This window comes from Rhizobium sp. YS-1r (assembly GCF_000757525.1).
Classification (GTDB): domain Bacteria; phylum Pseudomonadota; class Alphaproteobacteria; order Rhizobiales; family Rhizobiaceae; genus Neorhizobium; species Neorhizobium petrolearium.
Window position 1 is genome coordinate 16,738 of record NZ_JPYQ01000050.1, and the last position, 17,980, is coordinate 34,717.

The 17,980-nt window shown below is 60.7% G+C and carries 16 protein-coding genes and 1 pseudogene; 14 read left to right on the top strand and 3 right to left on the bottom strand.

From position 1 onward, the window contains the following. The first annotated feature begins 364 nt into the window (after window positions 1–364). The 3 genes from JL39_RS22585 (at window position 365) to JL39_RS22595 (ending at window position 2,124) form a co-directional block, all read left to right on the top strand. Window positions 365–925, top strand: a complete 561-nt coding sequence (locus tag JL39_RS22585) for a DUF977 family protein (RefSeq protein ID WP_052183056.1) — start codon at window positions 365–367, stop codon at window positions 923–925. Between the two features lie 240 nt (window positions 926–1,165). After that, a complete protein-coding gene (locus tag JL39_RS22590) occupies window positions 1,166–1,435 on the top strand; it encodes a hypothetical protein (RefSeq protein WP_037156217.1) in 270 nt (89 codons plus the stop codon). Further along, window positions 1,435–2,124 (top strand): nucleotidyl transferase AbiEii/AbiGii toxin family protein, encoded by a 690-nt coding sequence (locus JL39_RS22595; RefSeq protein ID WP_081952952.1) that lies wholly within the window; start codon window positions 1,435–1,437, stop codon window positions 2,122–2,124. The genes JL39_RS22590 and JL39_RS22595 overlap by 1 nt, the downstream gene beginning before the upstream one ends. Window positions 2,125–2,155: 31 nt before the next feature. On the opposite strand, the gene JL39_RS22600 is transcribed toward JL39_RS22595, so the two are convergent. After that, window positions 2,156–3,043: a LysR family transcriptional regulator gene (locus tag JL39_RS22600; protein WP_037156219.1), complete on the bottom strand. Its 888-nt coding sequence runs from the start codon at window positions 3,041–3,043 to the stop codon at window positions 2,156–2,158. A gap of 282 nt (window positions 3,044–3,325) precedes the next feature. On the opposite strand from JL39_RS22600, the gene JL39_RS22605 reads away from it, so the two are divergent. From JL39_RS22605 to JL39_RS22655, 11 genes and pseudogenes are all read left to right on the top strand, one after another. Further along, a complete protein-coding gene (locus tag JL39_RS22605; RefSeq protein WP_052183057.1) occupies window positions 3,326–4,780 on the top strand; it encodes an amidohydrolase family protein in 1,455 nt (484 codons plus the stop codon). Further along, complete coding sequence (locus tag JL39_RS22610) at window positions 4,771–6,849, top strand: alpha-amylase family protein (protein ID WP_037156220.1); 2,079 nt, start codon at window positions 4,771–4,773, stop codon at window positions 6,847–6,849. Before JL39_RS22605 ends, JL39_RS22610 begins: the two co-directional genes overlap by 10 nt. After that, the gene (locus JL39_RS22615; protein WP_052183058.1) at window positions 6,846–8,426 is read left to right on the top strand and encodes an ABC transporter substrate-binding protein; all 1,581 of its coding nucleotides are present in this window, start codon (window positions 6,846–6,848) and stop codon (window positions 8,424–8,426) included. Before JL39_RS22610 ends, JL39_RS22615 begins: the two co-directional genes overlap by 4 nt. Window positions 8,427–8,495: 69 nt before the next feature. Then, window positions 8,496–9,416 carry an ABC transporter permease gene (locus tag JL39_RS22620; RefSeq protein WP_037156221.1) on the top strand — a complete coding sequence of 307 codons (921 nt, stop codon included), beginning with the start codon at window positions 8,496–8,498 and terminating at the stop codon, window positions 9,414–9,416. Continuing rightward, the gene (locus JL39_RS22625) at window positions 9,413–10,267 is read left to right on the top strand and encodes an ABC transporter permease (protein ID WP_037156222.1); all 855 of its coding nucleotides are present in this window, start codon (window positions 9,413–9,415) and stop codon (window positions 10,265–10,267) included. The genes JL39_RS22620 and JL39_RS22625 overlap by 4 nt, the downstream gene beginning before the upstream one ends. A gap of 3 nt (window positions 10,268–10,270) precedes the next feature. Next, window positions 10,271–10,990 (top strand): MBL fold metallo-hydrolase, encoded by a 720-nt coding sequence (locus JL39_RS22630; protein ID WP_052183059.1) that lies wholly within the window; start codon window positions 10,271–10,273, stop codon window positions 10,988–10,990. 2 nt (window positions 10,991–10,992) lie between these two features. Next, on the top strand, window positions 10,993–12,294 hold the full coding sequence (locus JL39_RS22635) for an amidohydrolase (protein WP_052183060.1): 1,302 nt from the start codon (window positions 10,993–10,995) through the stop codon (window positions 12,292–12,294). A gap of 15 nt (window positions 12,295–12,309) precedes the next feature. After that, entirely contained in the window at window positions 12,310–13,140 is an 831-nt protein-coding gene (locus tag JL39_RS22640; protein WP_052183061.1) for a hypothetical protein, read from the top strand. Between the two features lie 136 nt (window positions 13,141–13,276). After that, window positions 13,277–14,206: pseudogene (locus JL39_RS22645) on the top strand (class I SAM-dependent methyltransferase); the annotation flags it as partial. Between the two features lie 245 nt (window positions 14,207–14,451). After that, entirely contained in the window at window positions 14,452–15,690 is a 1,239-nt protein-coding gene (locus JL39_RS22650; RefSeq protein ID WP_052183067.1) for a hypothetical protein, read from the top strand. A gap of 48 nt (window positions 15,691–15,738) precedes the next feature. After that, window positions 15,739–16,281 carry a GNAT family N-acetyltransferase gene (locus tag JL39_RS22655; RefSeq protein WP_200883995.1) on the top strand — a complete coding sequence of 181 codons (543 nt, stop codon included), beginning with the start codon at window positions 15,739–15,741 and terminating at the stop codon, window positions 16,279–16,281. A 44-nt stretch (window positions 16,282–16,325) separates the two neighbouring features. On the opposite strand, the gene JL39_RS22660 is transcribed toward JL39_RS22655, so the two are convergent. Both JL39_RS22660 and JL39_RS22665 read right to left on the bottom strand, forming a co-directional pair. Then, entirely contained in the window at window positions 16,326–17,609 is a 1,284-nt protein-coding gene (locus JL39_RS22660; RefSeq protein WP_037156229.1) for a type II toxin-antitoxin system HipA family toxin, read from the bottom strand. Further along, a complete protein-coding gene (locus JL39_RS22665) occupies window positions 17,609–17,959 on the bottom strand; it encodes a helix-turn-helix transcriptional regulator (RefSeq protein ID WP_037156231.1) in 351 nt (116 codons plus the stop codon). The genes JL39_RS22660 and JL39_RS22665 overlap by 1 nt, the downstream gene beginning before the upstream one ends. Window positions 17,960–17,980: the final 21 nt, after the last annotated feature.

The window sequence follows — 17,980 nt, forward strand, 5'->3', positions numbered from 1 at the left end:
GCCTTGCTCCTGAACGGACTAGACCCGCGAAACCCAAGCTATTGTTAGTAACTTGCTGTTTCGGTCACCGTTTTGGTGTCCACGAAACCGACAGCAGGCCAGAGGTCGTTTACGACACGCGACGAGCAAGAGGTTGCCGGCTATGCGGAGGTGATGGAGCCCATCTTCAGTGCTTACGAAGCTATTTCATTCACCGAGAATCATATCCGTCGGTTCCACCGCGACCTTCTTGCGAATTCGACAAAGGACGAGCGGCATCGCGGCGCATACAAACCCTCTCCAACAACGTGGAAGCGTTTAACGAACAGGCGAGAGCCTCGGCATAGTTTTCGAAACGGCATCGCCGTTCGATACGCCGCGTCGAATGGAAGAACTGATCGCCTGGCTGGATGAGCAAGGGCGAGAAAAGCGGCTCCATCCACTTTTAGTCGTCGCGATCTTCGTTGTCGTTTTCCTCGAAATCAATCCATTCCAGGATGGTAATGGCCGCCTATCGCGTATTCTGACCACCTTGTTGCTCCTGCGGGCCGGCTACGCTTACGTCCCCTACAGCTCGCTCGAAAGCATCATCGAGCAAAGCAAGGAGAGCTATTACGTCTCGCTTCGGCGCACGCAGGGAACGATCCGCAGCACCGAACCAGACTGGAACCCCTGGATCGAGTTCTTTTTGAAAGCCCTGCATCGGCAGAAGACGCGGCTTGAGAAGAAAATGGAGCGCGAGCGTATTATTCTCGCCGACATGCCGGAATTATCCATTACATTGCTCGAGTTGGCGCGCGAGCACGGACGGATCACGGTCGCGGAGGCTGCACGGATCACCGATGCAAGCCGTCACACCATCAAGGATCATCTCAAGGCACTCGTGGATCAAGGGCACCTCGTCCTCCACGGTGCCGGCCGCGGCGCCTGGTACGGTCTTTCCTAATCAAGGGGATGTCAGGTTCATCTGAATGGATTAGCTCTTGAATGGGTTCGAACCGACGATCCCGCTATTTCACAATCGTTCCAGTTGATGAGAGTAGAACCTGAGACCCCGTCGTTCGATGTCTGGCCTGCCGTTGAAGGGAATCGAGCCAGACGAACGGATGCCGGCAAACGGCTCGCTCCTTGTCTCCCGCGTCGCAAGACGCTATATATGGCAATGTATTAACTGCGGTGAAAATTGATGACATTCGTCACTACGACAGTGTTGGCTACGGTAAACGCCCCTTATGGGACGAGCCTTTCGGCTGAGCAGTTGGCGTCGAAGATTGCCGACCCGGCGAGCGCCGACCATTACGACGCATCGGCATTTGCGTTCTTTTCTGATGTTAGCGAAAGCCTTCAGCATTCGTTTCTCGATGAAATGCATGTCAACCTTGCTGATGCCTCTGTCGTTGCACGACGGTTTTCCGATATGGCCGGATACGAACTGCCGCTCGCCCGAGCCGCCTAGTGGCACAATCTCAAAATAGTCATTGGGCCGAGCTCTTTGACCAGGCCCAGAAGATAATCAGCCAAGCTAATTCAAAGTTCACCGTTCTCGACAGCTGGAGTTTCGGTGGCGGCACTGCGCTGATGCTTCAAATCGGCCACCGGCAGAGTTTCGACGTCGATATCTTCATCGACGATCCTCAGGTGCTGCCTTATCTCAATCCACAAACGCAGGGCTTTGCTCTCGACATACACCCCGAGGCTTATACCTTCGACGGAACGCGTGCGCTCAAAATCGTGTTCAAGGATATCGGAGAGATCGACTTTATCGTCGCAACGCACCTGACGTCTGAGCCCACGAGGGAAAGAGAAATACGAGGGCAGAAGGTTTACCTGGAGACGCCAGCCGAGATCGTTGCGAAAAAGATTTTCTATCGCGGGGCCTCAGTGCAGCCACGCGACATGTTCGATATTGCCTGCGTCCGCGAGAGCGAAGGCCATGATTACCTTGTAGAGGCGCTCATTCCGTTCAAGGAATCATGCGCACGGGCCCTGAAAACGGCACGTATGATGGACGCCCGGCTCGCCGAGGCTGTTATGTCTAAGCTTCTGTACCAGTCGAAATACTTTAGGATACCATCGCAAGCGCAGCAGATGACGATTGAGATTTTAGAGACCATTTGTGGCCCTGAGCCACCAACCGAGACTTAAGCGAGACCACTCGCCTTGAACCGATTGGAACCTACGGTGCGTGACCTCGTGTAATTTTAAGAAGGAAATCAACGACAGCGCGCACCTTTACAGGTGTGCGGCGGTTCGCGGGAAAGACGATCGCGATTGGATCGGCTTCGATCTCGTAGTCCTCCAAAACGGGCACCAGAAGGCCCCGCTGCATCTCCTCACGAAACAGCCACCATGTCGCCTGAGATATCCCCAGACCGGTCATCGCCGCCTCGCGCAGAATGTCGCCGCTGTCTGTCGTCAGGCATCCTGAGACGCGGATTACCTCTTCGCTGCCGTCCTTGCCGCGATAATGCCAGTTTGGTCCGAAGGCGCCGGTGATGCAGTTGTGCCGAACGAGATCGGCCGGCGTCTGCGGCCGGCCATAGCGCTCGATATAGCTCGGAGCTGCCACCGTCTTCTGGGCGCCGCGCACCAGGATACGGTTGATCAGCCGGGAATCAGCGAGCCGGCCGGAATGCACGACAAGATCAAAGCCGCCTTCGATTGGATTCGTTGTCTGGCTCTTGAGGCAGAGGTCCAGCACGACGTTCGGATAACGATCGTAGAATTCCGGCAGCGCGGGAATGACCGTCATGCGGCCGAAGGACGGCGGCAGCGCGATCCGGACCGGCCCACTGGGGGCGATATTTGCCTCACGAATGGAGCCTTCCGCCTCATCAAGATCGATGAGGATCTGGCGGCAGCGCTCGTAATATTCCGCCCCGTATTCGGTCAGATGCATGCGCCGGGTGGTGCGGTGCAGAAGCTGTACGCCAAGTCCTTCCTCGAGCCGGGTCACGCTCTTGGTCACCGCCGATGTGGAGGATGACAGTGCCTTGGCAGCTGCGGTGAAGCCGCCGAGTTCGGCCACCCGCACGAATGACAATATGTCCTGGAACCTGTTCACTTCGGTTCGTTCACTGCTCACATCTTGCGCATTGTGACGCGCCGTTAATCGACAGCTTACGCATTAAAGGGGCAATCGCAAGCAGACAGGTTCCAGCAGCAATTTGCGTGCCGTTCCTCTCCATCCGCCGGGTTTCTATCCGGAAAATGATTTTTTCCAAAACTGCGTATTTTCCTTCGCCGCTAGCTGGGAACACTAGGGCCAAGGATGCCAAAGGCGCCGGGGAACGCATCGAATGGAAAATCTGTGCCGGGATACTGGTTCGAAAACACTTTATGCCTGATGGAAGACGCCGGCCGCTTCAAGACGGAACGGTGGTCGATCGAGGTTGCGGGCGGCCGGATTGCAGCGCTGCATCCCGCAGGCACGCCTGTCCCTACCGGGCGACAGTTCATCGATGCCTCCCGCCTCCTCGCTACGCCCGGCTTCGTCAACTGCCACAGCCATTCACCGGACAACCTGGCTCGGGGGATCGCCGGCGACCTTCCGCTCGAACTCTGGTCGCTGACCTCTTCCGCAGCGCGTGAAAGACGCAGCCATCAGGAGATCTACATCTCGACGATGCTCGGCGCGATCGAGATGATGCGGTCCGGGACGACCGCCGTCCTCGATCACGTGCGCATCTCACCCGATATTGATGCCGGGGCGCTCGATGCCGTCGCCTCGGCCTGGCGGGACAGCGGCATGCGGGCGGTGATCGCGCCGATCGTTTCGGACCGGAGCATTATCGACACTCTGCCCTTCGATGCCGGCGACCTCGTCGGCCTCGATCTTGGCTCCTACGGAAGCCGTCCTCCAGTGCCCGCCTGCGAGCAGATGGCGATCGTCGACGCTTTTTTCCGCCGCTGGAACGGCGAAGCGGGCGCCAGGATCAGCGTCGCGATCGGTCCATCCGGTCCGCAGCGATGCTCGGACAAACTGCTTGTCGCGGCGGCCGATTTCAGCCGGCGGCACGAAACACTCCTGCACACCCACATCCTCGAAACCCGGCTGCAGCGTGAGATGGGCCTGAAGCTTTACGGCCGCGGCATGATCGCCCATCTCGAAGGCCTTGGCCTGCTGACTCCGCGCACCAATCTCGTTCACGCGATCTGGCTGGAGCCGGACGATGCCGCGCGGATTGCCGCCGCCGATGCGACGATCATCCACAATCCGGTCTCCAACGCCCGGCTCGGCAGCGGCTATTGCCCGCTTCCCGACCTGCTCGGCAGGGGCATTCGGGTCGGGCTCGGCACCGACAGCGCCTGCTGCAACGACGGCGCCAATCTTCTCGAAACGATGAAATGGGCCGCTCTCCTACACAATCTCAAGTCCGACGACGAGGAAGACTGGATCGGCCCGCAGACCGCGTTGAAGCTCGGCACGTCCAGCGGCGCCGATGCCATCGGCCTAAAGACGACAGGCCGCCTGGAAGCGGGATACGATGCGGACATCACGTTCTTCCGCCTGGACGCACCGGCATTTCGGCCGCTGAACGATGCACCTCGCCAGCTCGTCCTGTCAGAAAACGGCAGCGCCATCGACCGGGTCATGATCGCCGGGCGCATCGTCGTTTCGAACGGCCGTGCCACGGCGATCGACGAGGCGGCGATCTGGAGCGAGGCCCAAGTCTTCGCCGACCGGCGGCGGACCGAAGGCGCGGCCGCACGGGCCGCAGCTCATGTTCTGGAAGCGCCGATCCGCGGGATGCGGAAGCGCTACGCCAAGCTTTGGGCAGGAGGCTGCGCATGCCATTGACCTCGCCTTTGGCCTGGACCGAAGAGCCGCTGCGTTTTTTCCAGCACCTGTTGCGCGAGACCGATGCCGCGAAATCGACTGTCGACCAGCTCGTCGGCGAGATCAGAAGCGCCGGCGCCAATGCCTGCATCGTTATGGGCGGCGGTTTTTCCACCTGGTATCCGACGAAACTCGCCTCGCAGACGATCAACCCGCATTTGCAGGGAGATTTCCTTGGCGACTTCCTGAATACCGCCAAGGCGGAAGGCATCCGCGTCCTGGTGCGGATGGACATTTCCAAGGGCCGCGAAGGCATGGAGGCGAAACACCCCGACTGGTTCGTCCGCAAACCGGACGGCGCGGTCACCGGCGTCTGGGCCATGCCGCAGATCTGCGCCACCGGCCCGTTCTGGCAAGCGCAGGTCTTTTCCATCCTCGACGAGATCCTCGGCCGCTACCCCACCGCGGACGGCTTCTTCTTCAACTACCTGCACGTGCCGCGCTGTTATTGCGGCCGCTGCAGGGGCATCGTGCAGGCGGCGACGGGCAAGCCCGTTCCCGCTTCCGACCGTCGAGAACCCGCCTATGAGGCCTGGCGGCAGGATTTCCTCGCCGATTACATGGGCCGCGTCCGCAGTTTCGTGCAGCAGCGCAATCCGGGTGCGGCGATCGTACCCTACCATCACGTCCATGAGGGCTGGAACATCCGTCGCATGGCCGAGGTCAGCGACATCATCGGCTCGCAGGTCTCCAACCCCGTGATGCCGAATCCGATCGATCCGCAGCCGATCTGGAACCTCTGGGCCGCAGAAGAGGCGCTCCCGGCCGGCGCCCTGAAACCCGGCCGTCCGCCGCTCCTCATCCAGACGACGTCGGAAGTCTTCGCCAGCCGCCAGTCGGCGATGCCGAAGGCGCGGCTGATCCACAACCTCGTTCAGGCGGCGGCGAATGGCGCCAGTACGGCGCCGGCGGTGAACGGCCTGCTCGAGCAGAAAGACGCACGCTTCGTTCCGGCGCTGCGGGAATTCGGTGCCTACCAACAGAAGAACGCCCATTGGTACCGTGGCCTGAAGAGCCTCGCCCGCATCGCCGTGGTCCGTTCCGAGCACAGCCGGCTGTGGGGCGAGGACGCCGGCCGGATGGCCGGGGCGCCGAACGGCAATGGCCATGTCGCGGAATTCCGCGGCGCCTGTGAATTACTGTCCGATCTGCGTTATCCCTTCGCCGTTGTTGTTGCGCCGGGTCTCGATGCAATGGAGCTCGGCTGTTTCGATCTTGTGATCCTGCCGGCGGCAGATTGCCTGTCCGATACCGATGCGGCGGCGATCGACGCCTATGTCGAACAGGGCGGCAAGATTGTCGCCACCGCCGATCTCGCAGCTGCAACCGACATAGGAACACGGCGGGAAACGCCTGCCCTGCGCTGCCTGCCGGCCCTTCCCGGCGAGGCCCGCTCGGTGGTCGGCGCCTATTTCGCGCTGAGGCGGGCCGACCTCGGGAGCGTTGTGGACGGCATCCCGCATATCCCGGCCGCCGGTCCGTTCTGGGCACCCTTCGGCGATGGCGAGACGCAGGACGACCTCCGCATCATTGGCCCGTTCGCGAACAACTCTCCGGAATTCACGACCGTCGAAGGAGACGGCAGCGAACCCGGTCTGATCGAGCGCAGCTTCGGCGAAGGTCGGGCGATCTGGCTTCCCTGGCGCATCGGCGCGCTCTATCACCGCTATTCGATGCCGGAATATCGCCGGATCCTCGGCGCGCTGGTGGAGGCCAAGATCGGCCCGCCGCCCGTCCGCACGACCGCATCGAGTGCCGTCGAGACCATCCTTTACGGCCATCCGGACGGCATGGTCCTGCATCTTCTCAACGGCGCCGCCTCGCAGACCAAGAGGCTGACCGAACTGACGCCGCTCGCCGGGTTCGAGGTCTCGGTGGAAACCGATGCCGATACCGCTCTCTCGCTTCACGACGACACGGAACTGCCCGCTGCAAGGGCAGGTAAAATGATGGTCCTGCGCCTCGGGCGCCTGGATCACTTTGCGGCCATAGCTCTGGTAAAGGGTTCGGCCGGGAGGAAGAAGGCTTGAGGAAGACGACAGATCCGACGGGCCGCTCGGCCCATCGCAGAACAGAAAAGGGTGAACAGATGAAAGATATCCTGAGACGACATTTTGTGGCCGGCACGCTGGGTGCTGCCGCGCTCGCGCTTCTTCCGCTCGGCGCCTCGGCCCAGAACTCCTCGACGATCGTGGTCGCCCAGGCCGCCGACGCATATTCGATGGACCCGGCGAAACATTCCGCCTTCCCGACCGCCAATATCCTCTTCCAGATCTATGACGGTCTCGTCAGCCAGAACGAAAAGGGCGACATCGTTCCCGCGCTTGCGACATCCTGGAGCAATCCCGATCCGCTGACCTGGCGCTTCAAGCTGCGCGAAGGCGTGAAATTCCACAATGGCGAGCCCTTCAATGCGGCCGCGGTGAAATATACCCTCGACCGCGCCCTCGATCCGAATTTCAAGGCGCCCTATTACTCGCGCATCTCGCAAATCAAGTCGGTCACGGTGGTCGACGACTACACGGTCGAGATCAAGACCGACAAGCCTTTCCCAACCATGCTGCTGTCGCTGTATGAGGCGAGCTTCCCGGCACTGATCGTGCCGCCGTCCTACACCGCCCAAAACAACAGCGCCGATCTCGCTGCCAAGCCGGTCGGCACCGGCCCCTACCGTTTCGTGGAGTGGAAGAAGGACGAGCGCGTCGTGCTCGAAGCCAATCCGGATTATTGGGGCGGCAAGCCAGCAGTCGAAAAAGTGATCTTCCGCCCTATTAAGGAAACTCGTACTCGCATCGCCGAACTGAAGAGCGGTGGCGTCGATATCGCCGTCGATGTGCCGCCGGAGGACATGGCCTCGCTCGACGGCGGCGAGACCAAGATTTCGACGGTCGCCAGCGACTCGCTCTATTTCCTGGCCTTCGACATCACCCGCGACACGCCGCTCAAGGACAAGCGTGTCCGCCAGGCGATCAACTACGCCGTTGATGTCGATGCCATCCAGCAGGCGCTGCTGAACGGCATGGGCACGCGCATCGCGCTCACCCTTCCGGCCAACGCCTTCGGTTACGATCAGGCCTGGAAGCCCTACCCCTACGATCCGGCCAAGGCCAAGGCGCTGCTCGCCGAAGCCGGCTACAAGGACGGCTTCACCGTTCCACTGATGACCCGCAAGGGACGTTACATGAAGGACAGCGAGATCGTCGAAGCGACGGCCGGTTTCCTCGCGAAGGTCGGCATCAAGGTGAACATCCAATATCTCGAGCCGGGCGTCTGGGGTCAGGTTTCGGAAAAGAAGGGCCGTGAGGGCATCACTTTCCCCGGCTGGAGCGGCCGCGACCCGAACCTCGTCTGGTACCCGCTGCTGCACACGGGCGAATACCAGAGCTATTACAGCAATCCGGAGCTCGACAAGCTGCTCGATGCCGGCGCAGGCACGATCGACCAGGCGGAACGCAAGTCGATCTACGAGAAGGCGGCCGCCATCATCAAGGAGGATGCGCCGCATCTACCGATGATCCAGCCGCCGCTGATCTACGGCCTCGACGCCAGGCTCACCTGGACACCGCGTCCGGACGGCATGATCGACCTGCGCAAGGCGCATTTCTGATAGAAACGGCATCCGCGGCCGGCTTCCGGCCGGGCCGCGGATGCCAACGTTGACGGAGCGAAGCAGGTCTTGGCCAATTTTCTGATATCCCGATTGCTCTACGCGGCCATCGTGCTGCTCGGCGTATCGGTCGCCGTGTTTTTCTTGATTCGGATCGGCGGCGATCCGTCGGCGCTTTTCCTGCCGCCAGAGGCCTCGATCGAGGACATCCAGCGTTTCCGTCACCTGATGGGCTTCGACCGGCCGCTGGTCATCCAGTACTGGGATTTTCTCAGCCGCGCGACCAGGGGCGATTTCGGCATGTCGCTGCGATACGAGCAGCCGGCGATGCAGCTCGTGCTGGAACGCGTGCCGGCGACGCTACAGCTTGGCGGGGCCGCCTTCGTGCTGTCGATCGTGCTCGCCGTTCCGCTCGCCATTCTGGCCGCCGCCAATCGCGGCTCGATTATCGATCGCGCAAGCCTGTTGATCTCGCTGATCGGCCAGAGCTTTCCGGCCTTCTGGTTGGCAATCATGCTGATCCTGCTCTTTTCCGAAACATTCCATATGCTGCCGCCTTCCGGCCGCGGAAGCTGGCAGAACCTCGTTATGCCGGCGATCGTGCTCGCCACCTATTCGACGGCGATCATAACCCGCCTGCTGCGTTCCTCGCTGATCGAGGTGCTGCAATCGGATTATGTCCGCACCGCCCGCGGAAAGGGCGTGCGCGAAAGCCGCATCCTCCTTTCCCACGCCCTGCGCAATGCTGCGATCCCGACACTGACCGTTATCGGGCTTCAGGTTGGCGCGCTGCTCGGAGGTGCGGTGATCACGGAGGAGGTGTTTGCCTATCCTGGCATTGGCCGGCTGGCGATCCAGGCGATCGCCAATCGCGATTTCACCGTGGTGCAGGCCTTCGTTCTGTTCATGGCCGCCGTCATCGTCGTCATCAATCTCCTAGTCGACCTCTCCTACGGCCTGCTCGATCCGCGTCTGAGGACGGGCAAATGAGCGCATTTCTCAAACGTTACCTGACGAGCCATCTCGCCGCCTTCGGCCTGGCGGTCCTTCTGGTCGCGCTGTTCGCGGCCCTCTTCGGCCCCTGGTTCGTACCTTACGATCCGAGCGCACAGGACATCCTTCAGCGCCTCAAGCCACCGCTTTGGCAGGGTTCCGAAGGCATCCACCTGTTCGGCACCGACGCGCTCGGCCGCGACATCTTCAGCCGCATCGTCGTCGGCGCCCGCGTCTCCATGCTGGTCGGCGTCAGCTCGGTCGTTATCTCCGGTGCCGTCGGCGTCACCTTCGGGCTGATCGCCGGCTACGAGGACAAATATGCCGGCCGCGTGCTGATGATGCTGACGGATATCCAGCTCGCCATTCCCTTCCTAGTGCTGGCGCTCGCCGTCGCCGCAGTCGTCGGACCGAGCCTGTGGAACATCATCGCCATCCTCGGCCTGACGAACTGGGTACAATATGCGCGCGTCGTGCGCGCCGAATGCCTGGTGCTGCGTGAGCGGGAATTCATCCAGGCGGCGTATATGATGGGGATTTCCTCTCCCCACATCCTGACGCGCCATCTGCTGCCCAATGTGATGTCCTCAGTCATCGTCATTTCCAGCCTGCTGGTCGCCAAGATGATTCTGTTCGAATCCTCGCTGAGCTTCCTCGGCCTCGGCGTCCCGCCCGAAACGCCGACCTGGGGCACGATGATCTCCGAAGGCCGCAACTATATCGGCAATGCCTGGTGGGTCGCGACCATTCCCGGCTTCGCCATCTTCTTCACCGTGGTCGGCACCAATCTCGTCGGCGACCGGCTGCGCGACCTGCTCGATCCGCGGCTCAGGCAGATGGAGGGCTGATCGATGCCGAACCCTGCTTCCTACGACATTCTGATGCCCGGCTTTCCGGGGCGCAGTTCGCGCGGTTTCCTCGGCTGGAGCACGATCCTTCTCCTGAAGACGTACGAAGGTCACGCGCTGTTCGATACCGGCGGCAGCGGCGACCGCCCGGGCCTGATGGCGGCACTCGCCGAGCGTGGCATCGACCGCCACGATATCCGCACCGTCATCCTGTCGCATCTCCATTTCGACCACATCGCAAATGTCGAATGTTTCCCGAAGGCGGAGATCGTGCTTCACGAAAGCGAATTCGCCTATGTCCAGGACCACAGGTTCGATGACCCGGCCATCTCCCGCTTCCAGGTCGAGAGTCTGTTGCGGAGCCCGCAACTCACCCTCGTCTCCGGCGAACTCGAAGTGCTGCCGGGGGTGAGGATGATTTCGACGCCGGGACACAGCGGCGGCCATGTCTCGCTGGTGATGACCGTCGACGGCAAACGTGTGGTCCTCGCCCAGGACGCGATCAAACATCGCGGCGAGATTGAAACCGGCGCCCCCGCCGGCGCCTTCGACGAGGAAATGGCCCGCGCCAGCATCCGCCGCATCGTAGGCATGGCCGATATCGTCGTTCCTGGTCACGACGGTCCGCTGACCATCGAAAACGGCCGTGTCGCCGCAGCCCCTTCCGTTTGCGCCGAGGTCAGCCTGACGCTGGATGGCCGACGTTTCCTGCTGGAGGTCTGAGAATGTTGACACTTCTGTACAACGCCTTTCTCTGCACCGGGCTGCCCGGCGGTTTCCATCCGGACGGTGCCGTCCTGATCCACCGCAGCAAGGTCGTCTGGGCCGGCCCGCTGGCGGAGATGCCACCGCAGGCGGAGCACATCGCAAGACGGGATCTCGGCGGACGCGTCGTCATCCCCGGCCTGATCAATACCCATGCGCATGGCGGTCTTTCGACCCATCGCGGCTGCTGCGACGAGGGCAACCTCTTCGAATGGGCCGCGGCGCTGGCACCCCAAACCTCCCACCTTACCGTCGAGGACAACCAGCGCGGCTGTTATCTCGCGATTATGGACATGGTGAGGAACGGCATCACCACCGCCTGCGACTGCACCCGCTACGGCGCCGGCGTCTTCGCCTCGGTCGCGAGCGAGATCGGCATGCGGTCGCTGAGCGGCGCGCTCGCCAACTCGCCGGAACTGCGCCGCAACGGCCGGCCGAACTGGCCGCTCGCCCTGGAGGAGACCATGGAAGCGATCGAGATGCACCGGGGCAACGGCCTTGCCCGCTTCTATCTCGGCGGCCATTCCCCCTATAGCTGCACCCCTTCCCTTTTGAAGGACGTTAAGCGCGAGGCCGATCGCCTCGACCTGCCCTTCGTCATCCATGTCGCGGAAAACCGCCGCGAGAACGAGATTGTGATGGAGCAATACGGCCAGTCGCCGACCGCCTGGCTGAACGGCCTCGGCGTCCTGGACAGCCGCGCGGTGCTCGCCCATTGCGTATGGGTGGACGAAAACGACATGGACATCCTTGCCAGAACCGGTGCGGGCGTCGCCCACAACCCGGCGAGCAATGCGAAGCTTGCGAGCGGCATTGCGCCGGTGCCGGAATTGCGCAGGTGCGGCGTGCCGGTCGGGCTCGGCACGGACAGCACGCTCAGCAACAACTGCCTTGATCTTTTCCAGGAAATGAAGCTCTCGGTGCTCCTGCAGCGCGCGACGAGCCTCGACGGCCGGATCATGGGCGCGCGGGACGCCTTTACCATGGCGACGCTCGAAGGCGCCCGCGTTCTCAACTGGGATGCGGAAATCGGCAGCATCGAAACGGGCAAGGAAGCGGACCTCGTCGTTCTCGACGTCAGCCATCCGCTCGGGCTGACGGCCGAACGCGTGCTCTCCGATATCGTCTACCATGCCGGGCCGCAGCATGTGTGCGGCGTCATGGTGGCCGGCCGCATGATCTTCGAGGACGGGCGGCTTCTCAATGTCGACGAACCGGCCATCCGCCGATCCATTCACGAACATTACAGACATCAAGCATAATAAAGGATCAGGACCATGACGGACGCACCTGTCGGGCTCATCACCAGCGCCGCCTCCGACAACCTTCTGAAAGACCGCCGGCTGGAAATGGTCTCGACCCCTTGGGGCGACGCCCCAGTGCTGATCGGCGATATCGGCGGACGGCAATCCGCCGTCATCCTGCGCTACGGCGAGAAGCTGACGCTGCCGAGCCACAAGATCAACTATCACGCCAATATCTGGGCGCTGCGCGAGCTCGGCGTAGAATCGATCATCTCCCAGAACGCCATCGGCTCGGTCAACCCGGCGATCCGGCCGGGCGATATCGTCGTTTCCGACGATTTCCTCGACAAGACGAAATCCCGCGCCCAGTCGCTGTTCGATGAAAGCGAATGCTGGGTGCGTGTCGATTTCACCGACCCCTTCTGCCCGCGCCTGCGCGCCGACCTGATCGCTGCCGCCAACCGGCACAGCAACCGCGTGATCGAACGTGGCACCTTCGTTTGTACCGAAGGCCCGCGCTTCGAGACGCCGGCGGAAATCCGCGCCTATGCGCATGAAGGCGGCGATATTGTCGGCACGCCGCTGGTCCCCGAAGTGATCTTCGCCCGCGAGGCGGAAATGTGCTTCGCCTCCATCGCGCCGGTCATCAATTTCGGCGCCGGCATGGCCCCGGCCGTGGTGCATTTCGGACCGGGTAGCATGAACGAAATCTACTATAAGGAAGGTCTCCACGATCTCATCGAGAAAACCCTCATCGACGCTATCTCCGGCCTGATCGGCGAACGAAACTGCAATTGCCGCACGGCATTGGATGGCGGCTTTCACGGGCATCCGCCTGCCTGGTTGAAACGCCGCACCTCCTGAATGACTGCTGTCTCACACGCAAGGTAGGCCTAAAACAACTTAAGCTTTTGATAGGATCAGAACGTGAGACCCGTCATTCGGTGTGAGGCTTGCATTTGAAAGGACCAGGACCAACGCTCCTGTTTCCTCTGCGACAGAACTGAGCCTGCTGGGGTTCGATCTCGATTGCATGACATTCTGGGACACTCATTGGCGTCTGTGGGGCCATTTTGACAACCACTATTTTGCAAGCATCCCCTACCGGCTTGAAGAGGAATGCCGCTTAGCCGCGGCGATACTCTCGTTTGGACTGGCAGCATGGGGACGCAGCGGGCAAGCCGCAACAATCTATACGCTCGGGGCTGGAGCGGGTACGCTGGCTAGAGCACTGGCAAGGCTTGGCGATGGCCGGCTCAAGACCCTGAACTGCAGCCCTACAGACGGCAATCGTATAAGTTTTTTCGCCCGGCGAGGAAGCGAGGACGCGTATTTCCATCATGGCCCGTTTTTCGAACTGGACGACGAACGTTATGCCACCGATGAAAATCTTCAGGCATTCCGGGACGGATACGATGTGGTGCTGGAGGATACGACCTTCCAAATGTATAGCCCGGACAGGAATAGTCAGCTCGCCGTCATAGCACCTCGCATTCGGGCTGGAGGTCTTCTGATACAGGTGCAAAAAATCTCGAACCCGAATGTCGAAACGTACCTTGAACGCGAACGTCAAAAGGACGAACAGTTCAAGTCACGGTACTTTTCGAAGTCGCAAATTGTCGCCAAGAAACGCGATGTTCTCGACACGATGGCGGATTTCCAGGTCGATCTGGAGAGTTCCGTTTCCGCCCTTGGATCGTATTTCGACTATTCCGCCATTACGTGGAATAGCGGCAATTTTTACACGATCATCTCCTCCAACTCATTCGCCTCCTTGCGGGATTTCGTCACGTCCATGGTGAAGCCGGCTATACCGCCAGACTACTGTTATGAGCTACTGCCACGCATTTTCGTACGCGAAGGAATGCCGCCGGCGCAGGCAAACTGGACGTGGCGGGCTCCACGATCGGTAGCTCCGGAACCTGAATGATGAGATCGGACAATGTAGCGTTCGGGTCCAGGCGTGGAGGAAACGGTTCGATGGACAGCCACCAGCTCGATGCGGAAACCGGTGACAACTGCAGTCATCTGAGCGCTGCGGGCGACGTAAAAAACACCTTGTCACATCTCATGCCGCATCTCGGGCGGTTCTGGACAAGCCCGCTCAAGGACTATGCATGCGCCATCCATGATGTCGAAAGCTACCGAGATGGCTATACCGCTCGCAGCGAGGCCATGTCCCTCCTGCAGAAATGTGTCGAACGAGCTGCCCTTCGATCGGGAGCGGACCAGCAGGAGGCTCAGCAGGCCGCAAGTCAATTGGCCGCCTCGCCGATCATTCAAAGCGGGCCGCATTGCCATCTGCTGATCGAACCGGACGCCTTTTATACGCATCTGTTCAGCCTGCTCGGCCTTCGCGCGCACGGGCTCCGGTGGCATGTCTGCTACAGCGCCTCGACTGTGAAGTTCATAGAAAGAACGAAAAAGGGGCCTGGCTGGCTTCACCTTGAAGGCGAAGTGGTCAATGTTTTCGGACTTCCCCGAAGCCGGATGGACTCCTACAACATTTGCGGCTTCAATGGCCCCTATCGCTTCATGCTGTCGGGTCAGAAGTGCGGGGAGCCCGCGAACGAGGCTGCCGCAAGGCTCAAGGCGATCCTGCCGAACACCGAATTCGCGTCGGCCGCAAACGCAATCAAGGCCGGCAACCAGGCACTCTGGGGGAAGGCATTTCCGCCGCAGGTCCGGCTTCTCCAACTCGACGATATCGATGTCGCAGATCTTGTGGCCGACCATCTTGAGGATCCAGGATCGTGGTTTTCGACGCGATTCGTCGGCGACGGTTTGTTTGCTCACTGCATTTTCGAGGAAATCGATAATCTCAATGCCGGTCCATGGGCGGGATGGATCCGCCGCACGACTGATCTCTTCTGGGAGCTGGTAGAGGGAAAGATCTTTCCCTTGCGATTGCGGGACAAAGTTCTTTCGGGTGGATATGGATCACAATTCGCAGTCGGGTTCGAGCCCGTGAGCATCGCTGCCGCGCTTCGTCGGAGGGAAATCGTTCCCAGCCTGCTCACGACGTTTCTGGTGACATCCATCTTGCCGGGCGTGCGCGTCCTCGGCGGGTGCCGGCAGACGGTCTATTACCCCCTCATGCGCTACGTTGTTGCCACCGCACTGGAAAGATTGGGAGAACGCGACCTGTTGAACGCTCTCGGCGCCGATATCCGTCCCGGGGTATGGGGGCATCGTGTTCTGAAGCCGAGTCACGGATATCCGTTCTTGGAGATCGAAAAGAACGGAAGCGTCCTGGATCTGCTGTCGAACTACGGTGAGCAACCGTTGGCACAGGCGTGCGGGGACCTCGCCAGCTTCACGAGCGATCCGGTCTGGGCAGAGCTGTCGACGTGCATCGGCAATGGGACCATTCATTCCCGGTCGCCCGAATGGCAATGGGCGCAACTCTCATAGAAACCCGGCCAATTCGTGAAGGCGCATAAGTCCTCACGCTCAAGCGCAGTGACTCTACGAAACTTATCGGAGGTGAATGTGTCAACGAACAAGGAGGGGGTCCTGATCAAACGCCTCTCAGCGGACGAGATTGACGTCTTCCGCAGCATTCGCCTTGAAGCGCTTTCCCGCGAGCCATCCTCATTTGCAAGCAGATTTGAGGATTGGGCCTATCTGCCCGACGAGGAATGGCGTCAACGGCTGAATAATCCTGTCTTCGTCGCCTTCCTGAATGACCAGCCTGTCGGCATGATGGGGATATTGCGTCAGCGTCCGAGCAAAATGGCACATCGTGCTACCCTCATCGGCGTCTATGTGCGCAAGAGTCAACGTGGAACGGGGATCGCCGCAAACCTGCTGAAAGCGATTGCGGATTATGCAACAAGCGTCAGAGTTCTGCAGCTTGAGCTGGCGGTCAGCGTCGAGAATCCGGCGGCGATGCGTTTCTACCAACGGCAGGGATTTGCCGAAGTTGGCCGGATCCCCGGCGGTTTCCTGGATGACGGTAAAGAAATTGAGGAGGTGATCATGATGCGTCGCCTGAATGGATGACGATTTCCCTTGGCCCCTGTCCAGCCTGAATTCACTCCGAAAGCTCAGCCCATTACCTCGTTGACCAGCGTTAGCGTCTTAAGCCTGTCGATGATCCGTTTTGCCCGCTCCTCACCAAGCAATTCGGGAGCCGCTGACGGCCATAGCTCCAACGCGCGTTCCACGGCTAACGTCACTTCACGAACGATCCATTTCGGATCGACCTGGAGAAAACTCGCCACCCGCTCAAAGCGATGTAGATTTACGCTTTCGAAACTGTGTGTTTTGACGAACCTCAGGGCCATCGTGTCGCTTGGCATGTAAAGCACTGTGGGCACGATGTCGTAAGCCGGCGAGAGATGGATTTCGCCCGGCTGCGGGAAGCAAAAAGACCAGTTCTTGAGGTGATTGTCGCCATTTCCCAGCAGGACATCCGCGACCACGCGGCGAATAGCCTCCGATAGATCAGCGCGATGATCGGTGCTGAAGCGCCGAACCATATTGATGATCGTCTCGGTGGTAGCCATGGTATATTTGCGATCGCCAACTGCCCCGATGATCTGCCCTGCATCCTCGATATGAACGCGCTGCCCATCGGCTGTGCGATCAAACCGATCGACGACAAGGACGTTTTCACCGTGCACCAGAAACTCGGCAGGCACACCTTCTATCGCGTCACGCGCGACGAGTCGGCACTTGGCGGTCCGGACTCCGATCATCTCGGCTAGACGCATCGCGCCATATTCCGCCTCGGGAAGGCCGGGGAAGCGCTCGCTTGCCACTTTTACTATGCAACGGCCGGTATCGCCGCGTCCAGGCATGGTCAAACGTTCGCCATCCGGATTGACCGTGAATTTCAGCTGAATGCCGGCAAGCGAGAATTTGACGGCCCCTTCCGGCAGCGGTGCCTGGAAGCCCTGGACATTCTCCAGAGTAAGCGGACCTGCGGACGATGGCACCCCGGTTTCCGGCACGATCAGAACGGCACCCGGAAGATCCGCGCCGAGCCTGGTCAGCACGTCGAACTCGTCGTGATCGCCAGGCCCCATTTCGGCCAAGACCAGCTCTCGAAGAGCACCTTCCGGCAACAAGCCGGAAAACCAAGGTGGCAATGTCCCGTGCAGACCGATCTTGTCCCCCCTGTTCGAAAGCCGGTCGCGCGTGCCCTCATCGTTTTCAGGGTCATACCAGCCGAGGCTTAGAATTGGACGCTCAGACTCTCTAAGATAGGTTTCCGCGACGACAAACGCGATGCCGCCGTCGGCATCACGTGTCAACGTCCCTACCCTCACCGTGCCGAACGCACGATCGAGAAGATAGACACCGAGGATAGCGGAGGCCTTCGCCATCAGTTATCCTCCTCATCCTCTTCGCCGAGATCGATGAACAACTCGTCGAAGGCTGAGGGCGTCTGCTTCGATTGCCGCTTCTCCGAACTGGTTTCCTCGATCAATCGGCGAACTTCGGCAATCCGCGAGCGGGGAACCAAGACGGGTATCAAATCGAGAGCATCACAGATCTCGGCGAAAAGGGTCAAGCGGTCGCGACCCCATCGATTGCTGGCCAGATCGCGTTCGAGTTCGGAGATGCGCGCCCTGTTACGGCCAAGCCGGGCAGCGATTTCCGGCTGGCTCAAACCACGTCGCATCCGGGCGGCCCGAAGCTGAGTACCCAAGATATTGAAGATTGTCTCTGGCATGCGGCATTCCGATCATTTCCC

Bases quoted from the DNA above. Each gene is read 5' to 3' on its own strand.
- JL39_RS22585 (WP_052183056.1), top strand. From the start codon at position 365: ATGGAAGAACTGATCGCCTGGCTGGATGAGCAAGGGCGAGAAAAGCGG.
- JL39_RS22590 (WP_037156217.1), top strand. From the start codon at position 1,166: ATGACATTCGTCACTACGACAGTGTTGGCTACGGTAAACGCCCCTTAT.
- JL39_RS22605 (WP_052183057.1), top strand. From the start codon at position 3,326: ATGGAAGACGCCGGCCGCTTCAAGACGGAACGGTGGTCGATCGAGGTT.
- JL39_RS22610 (WP_037156220.1), top strand. From the start codon at position 4,771: ATGCCATTGACCTCGCCTTTGGCCTGGACCGAAGAGCCGCTGCGTTTT.
- JL39_RS22625 (WP_037156222.1), top strand. From the start codon at position 9,413: ATGAGCGCATTTCTCAAACGTTACCTGACGAGCCATCTCGCCGCCTTC.
- JL39_RS22630 (WP_052183059.1), top strand. From the start codon at position 10,271: ATGCCGAACCCTGCTTCCTACGACATTCTGATGCCCGGCTTTCCGGGG.
- JL39_RS22635 (WP_052183060.1), top strand. From the start codon at position 10,993: ATGTTGACACTTCTGTACAACGCCTTTCTCTGCACCGGGCTGCCCGGC.
- JL39_RS22640 (WP_052183061.1), top strand. From the start codon at position 12,310: ATGACGGACGCACCTGTCGGGCTCATCACCAGCGCCGCCTCCGACAAC.
- JL39_RS22650 (WP_052183067.1), top strand. From the start codon at position 14,452: ATGTCCCTCCTGCAGAAATGTGTCGAACGAGCTGCCCTTCGATCGGGA.
- JL39_RS22660 (WP_037156229.1), bottom strand. From the start codon at position 17,609: ATGGCGAAGGCCTCCGCTATCCTCGGTGTCTATCTTCTCGATCGTGCG.
- JL39_RS22665 (WP_037156231.1), bottom strand. From the start codon at position 17,959: ATGCCAGAGACAATCTTCAATATCTTGGGTACTCAGCTTCGGGCCGCC.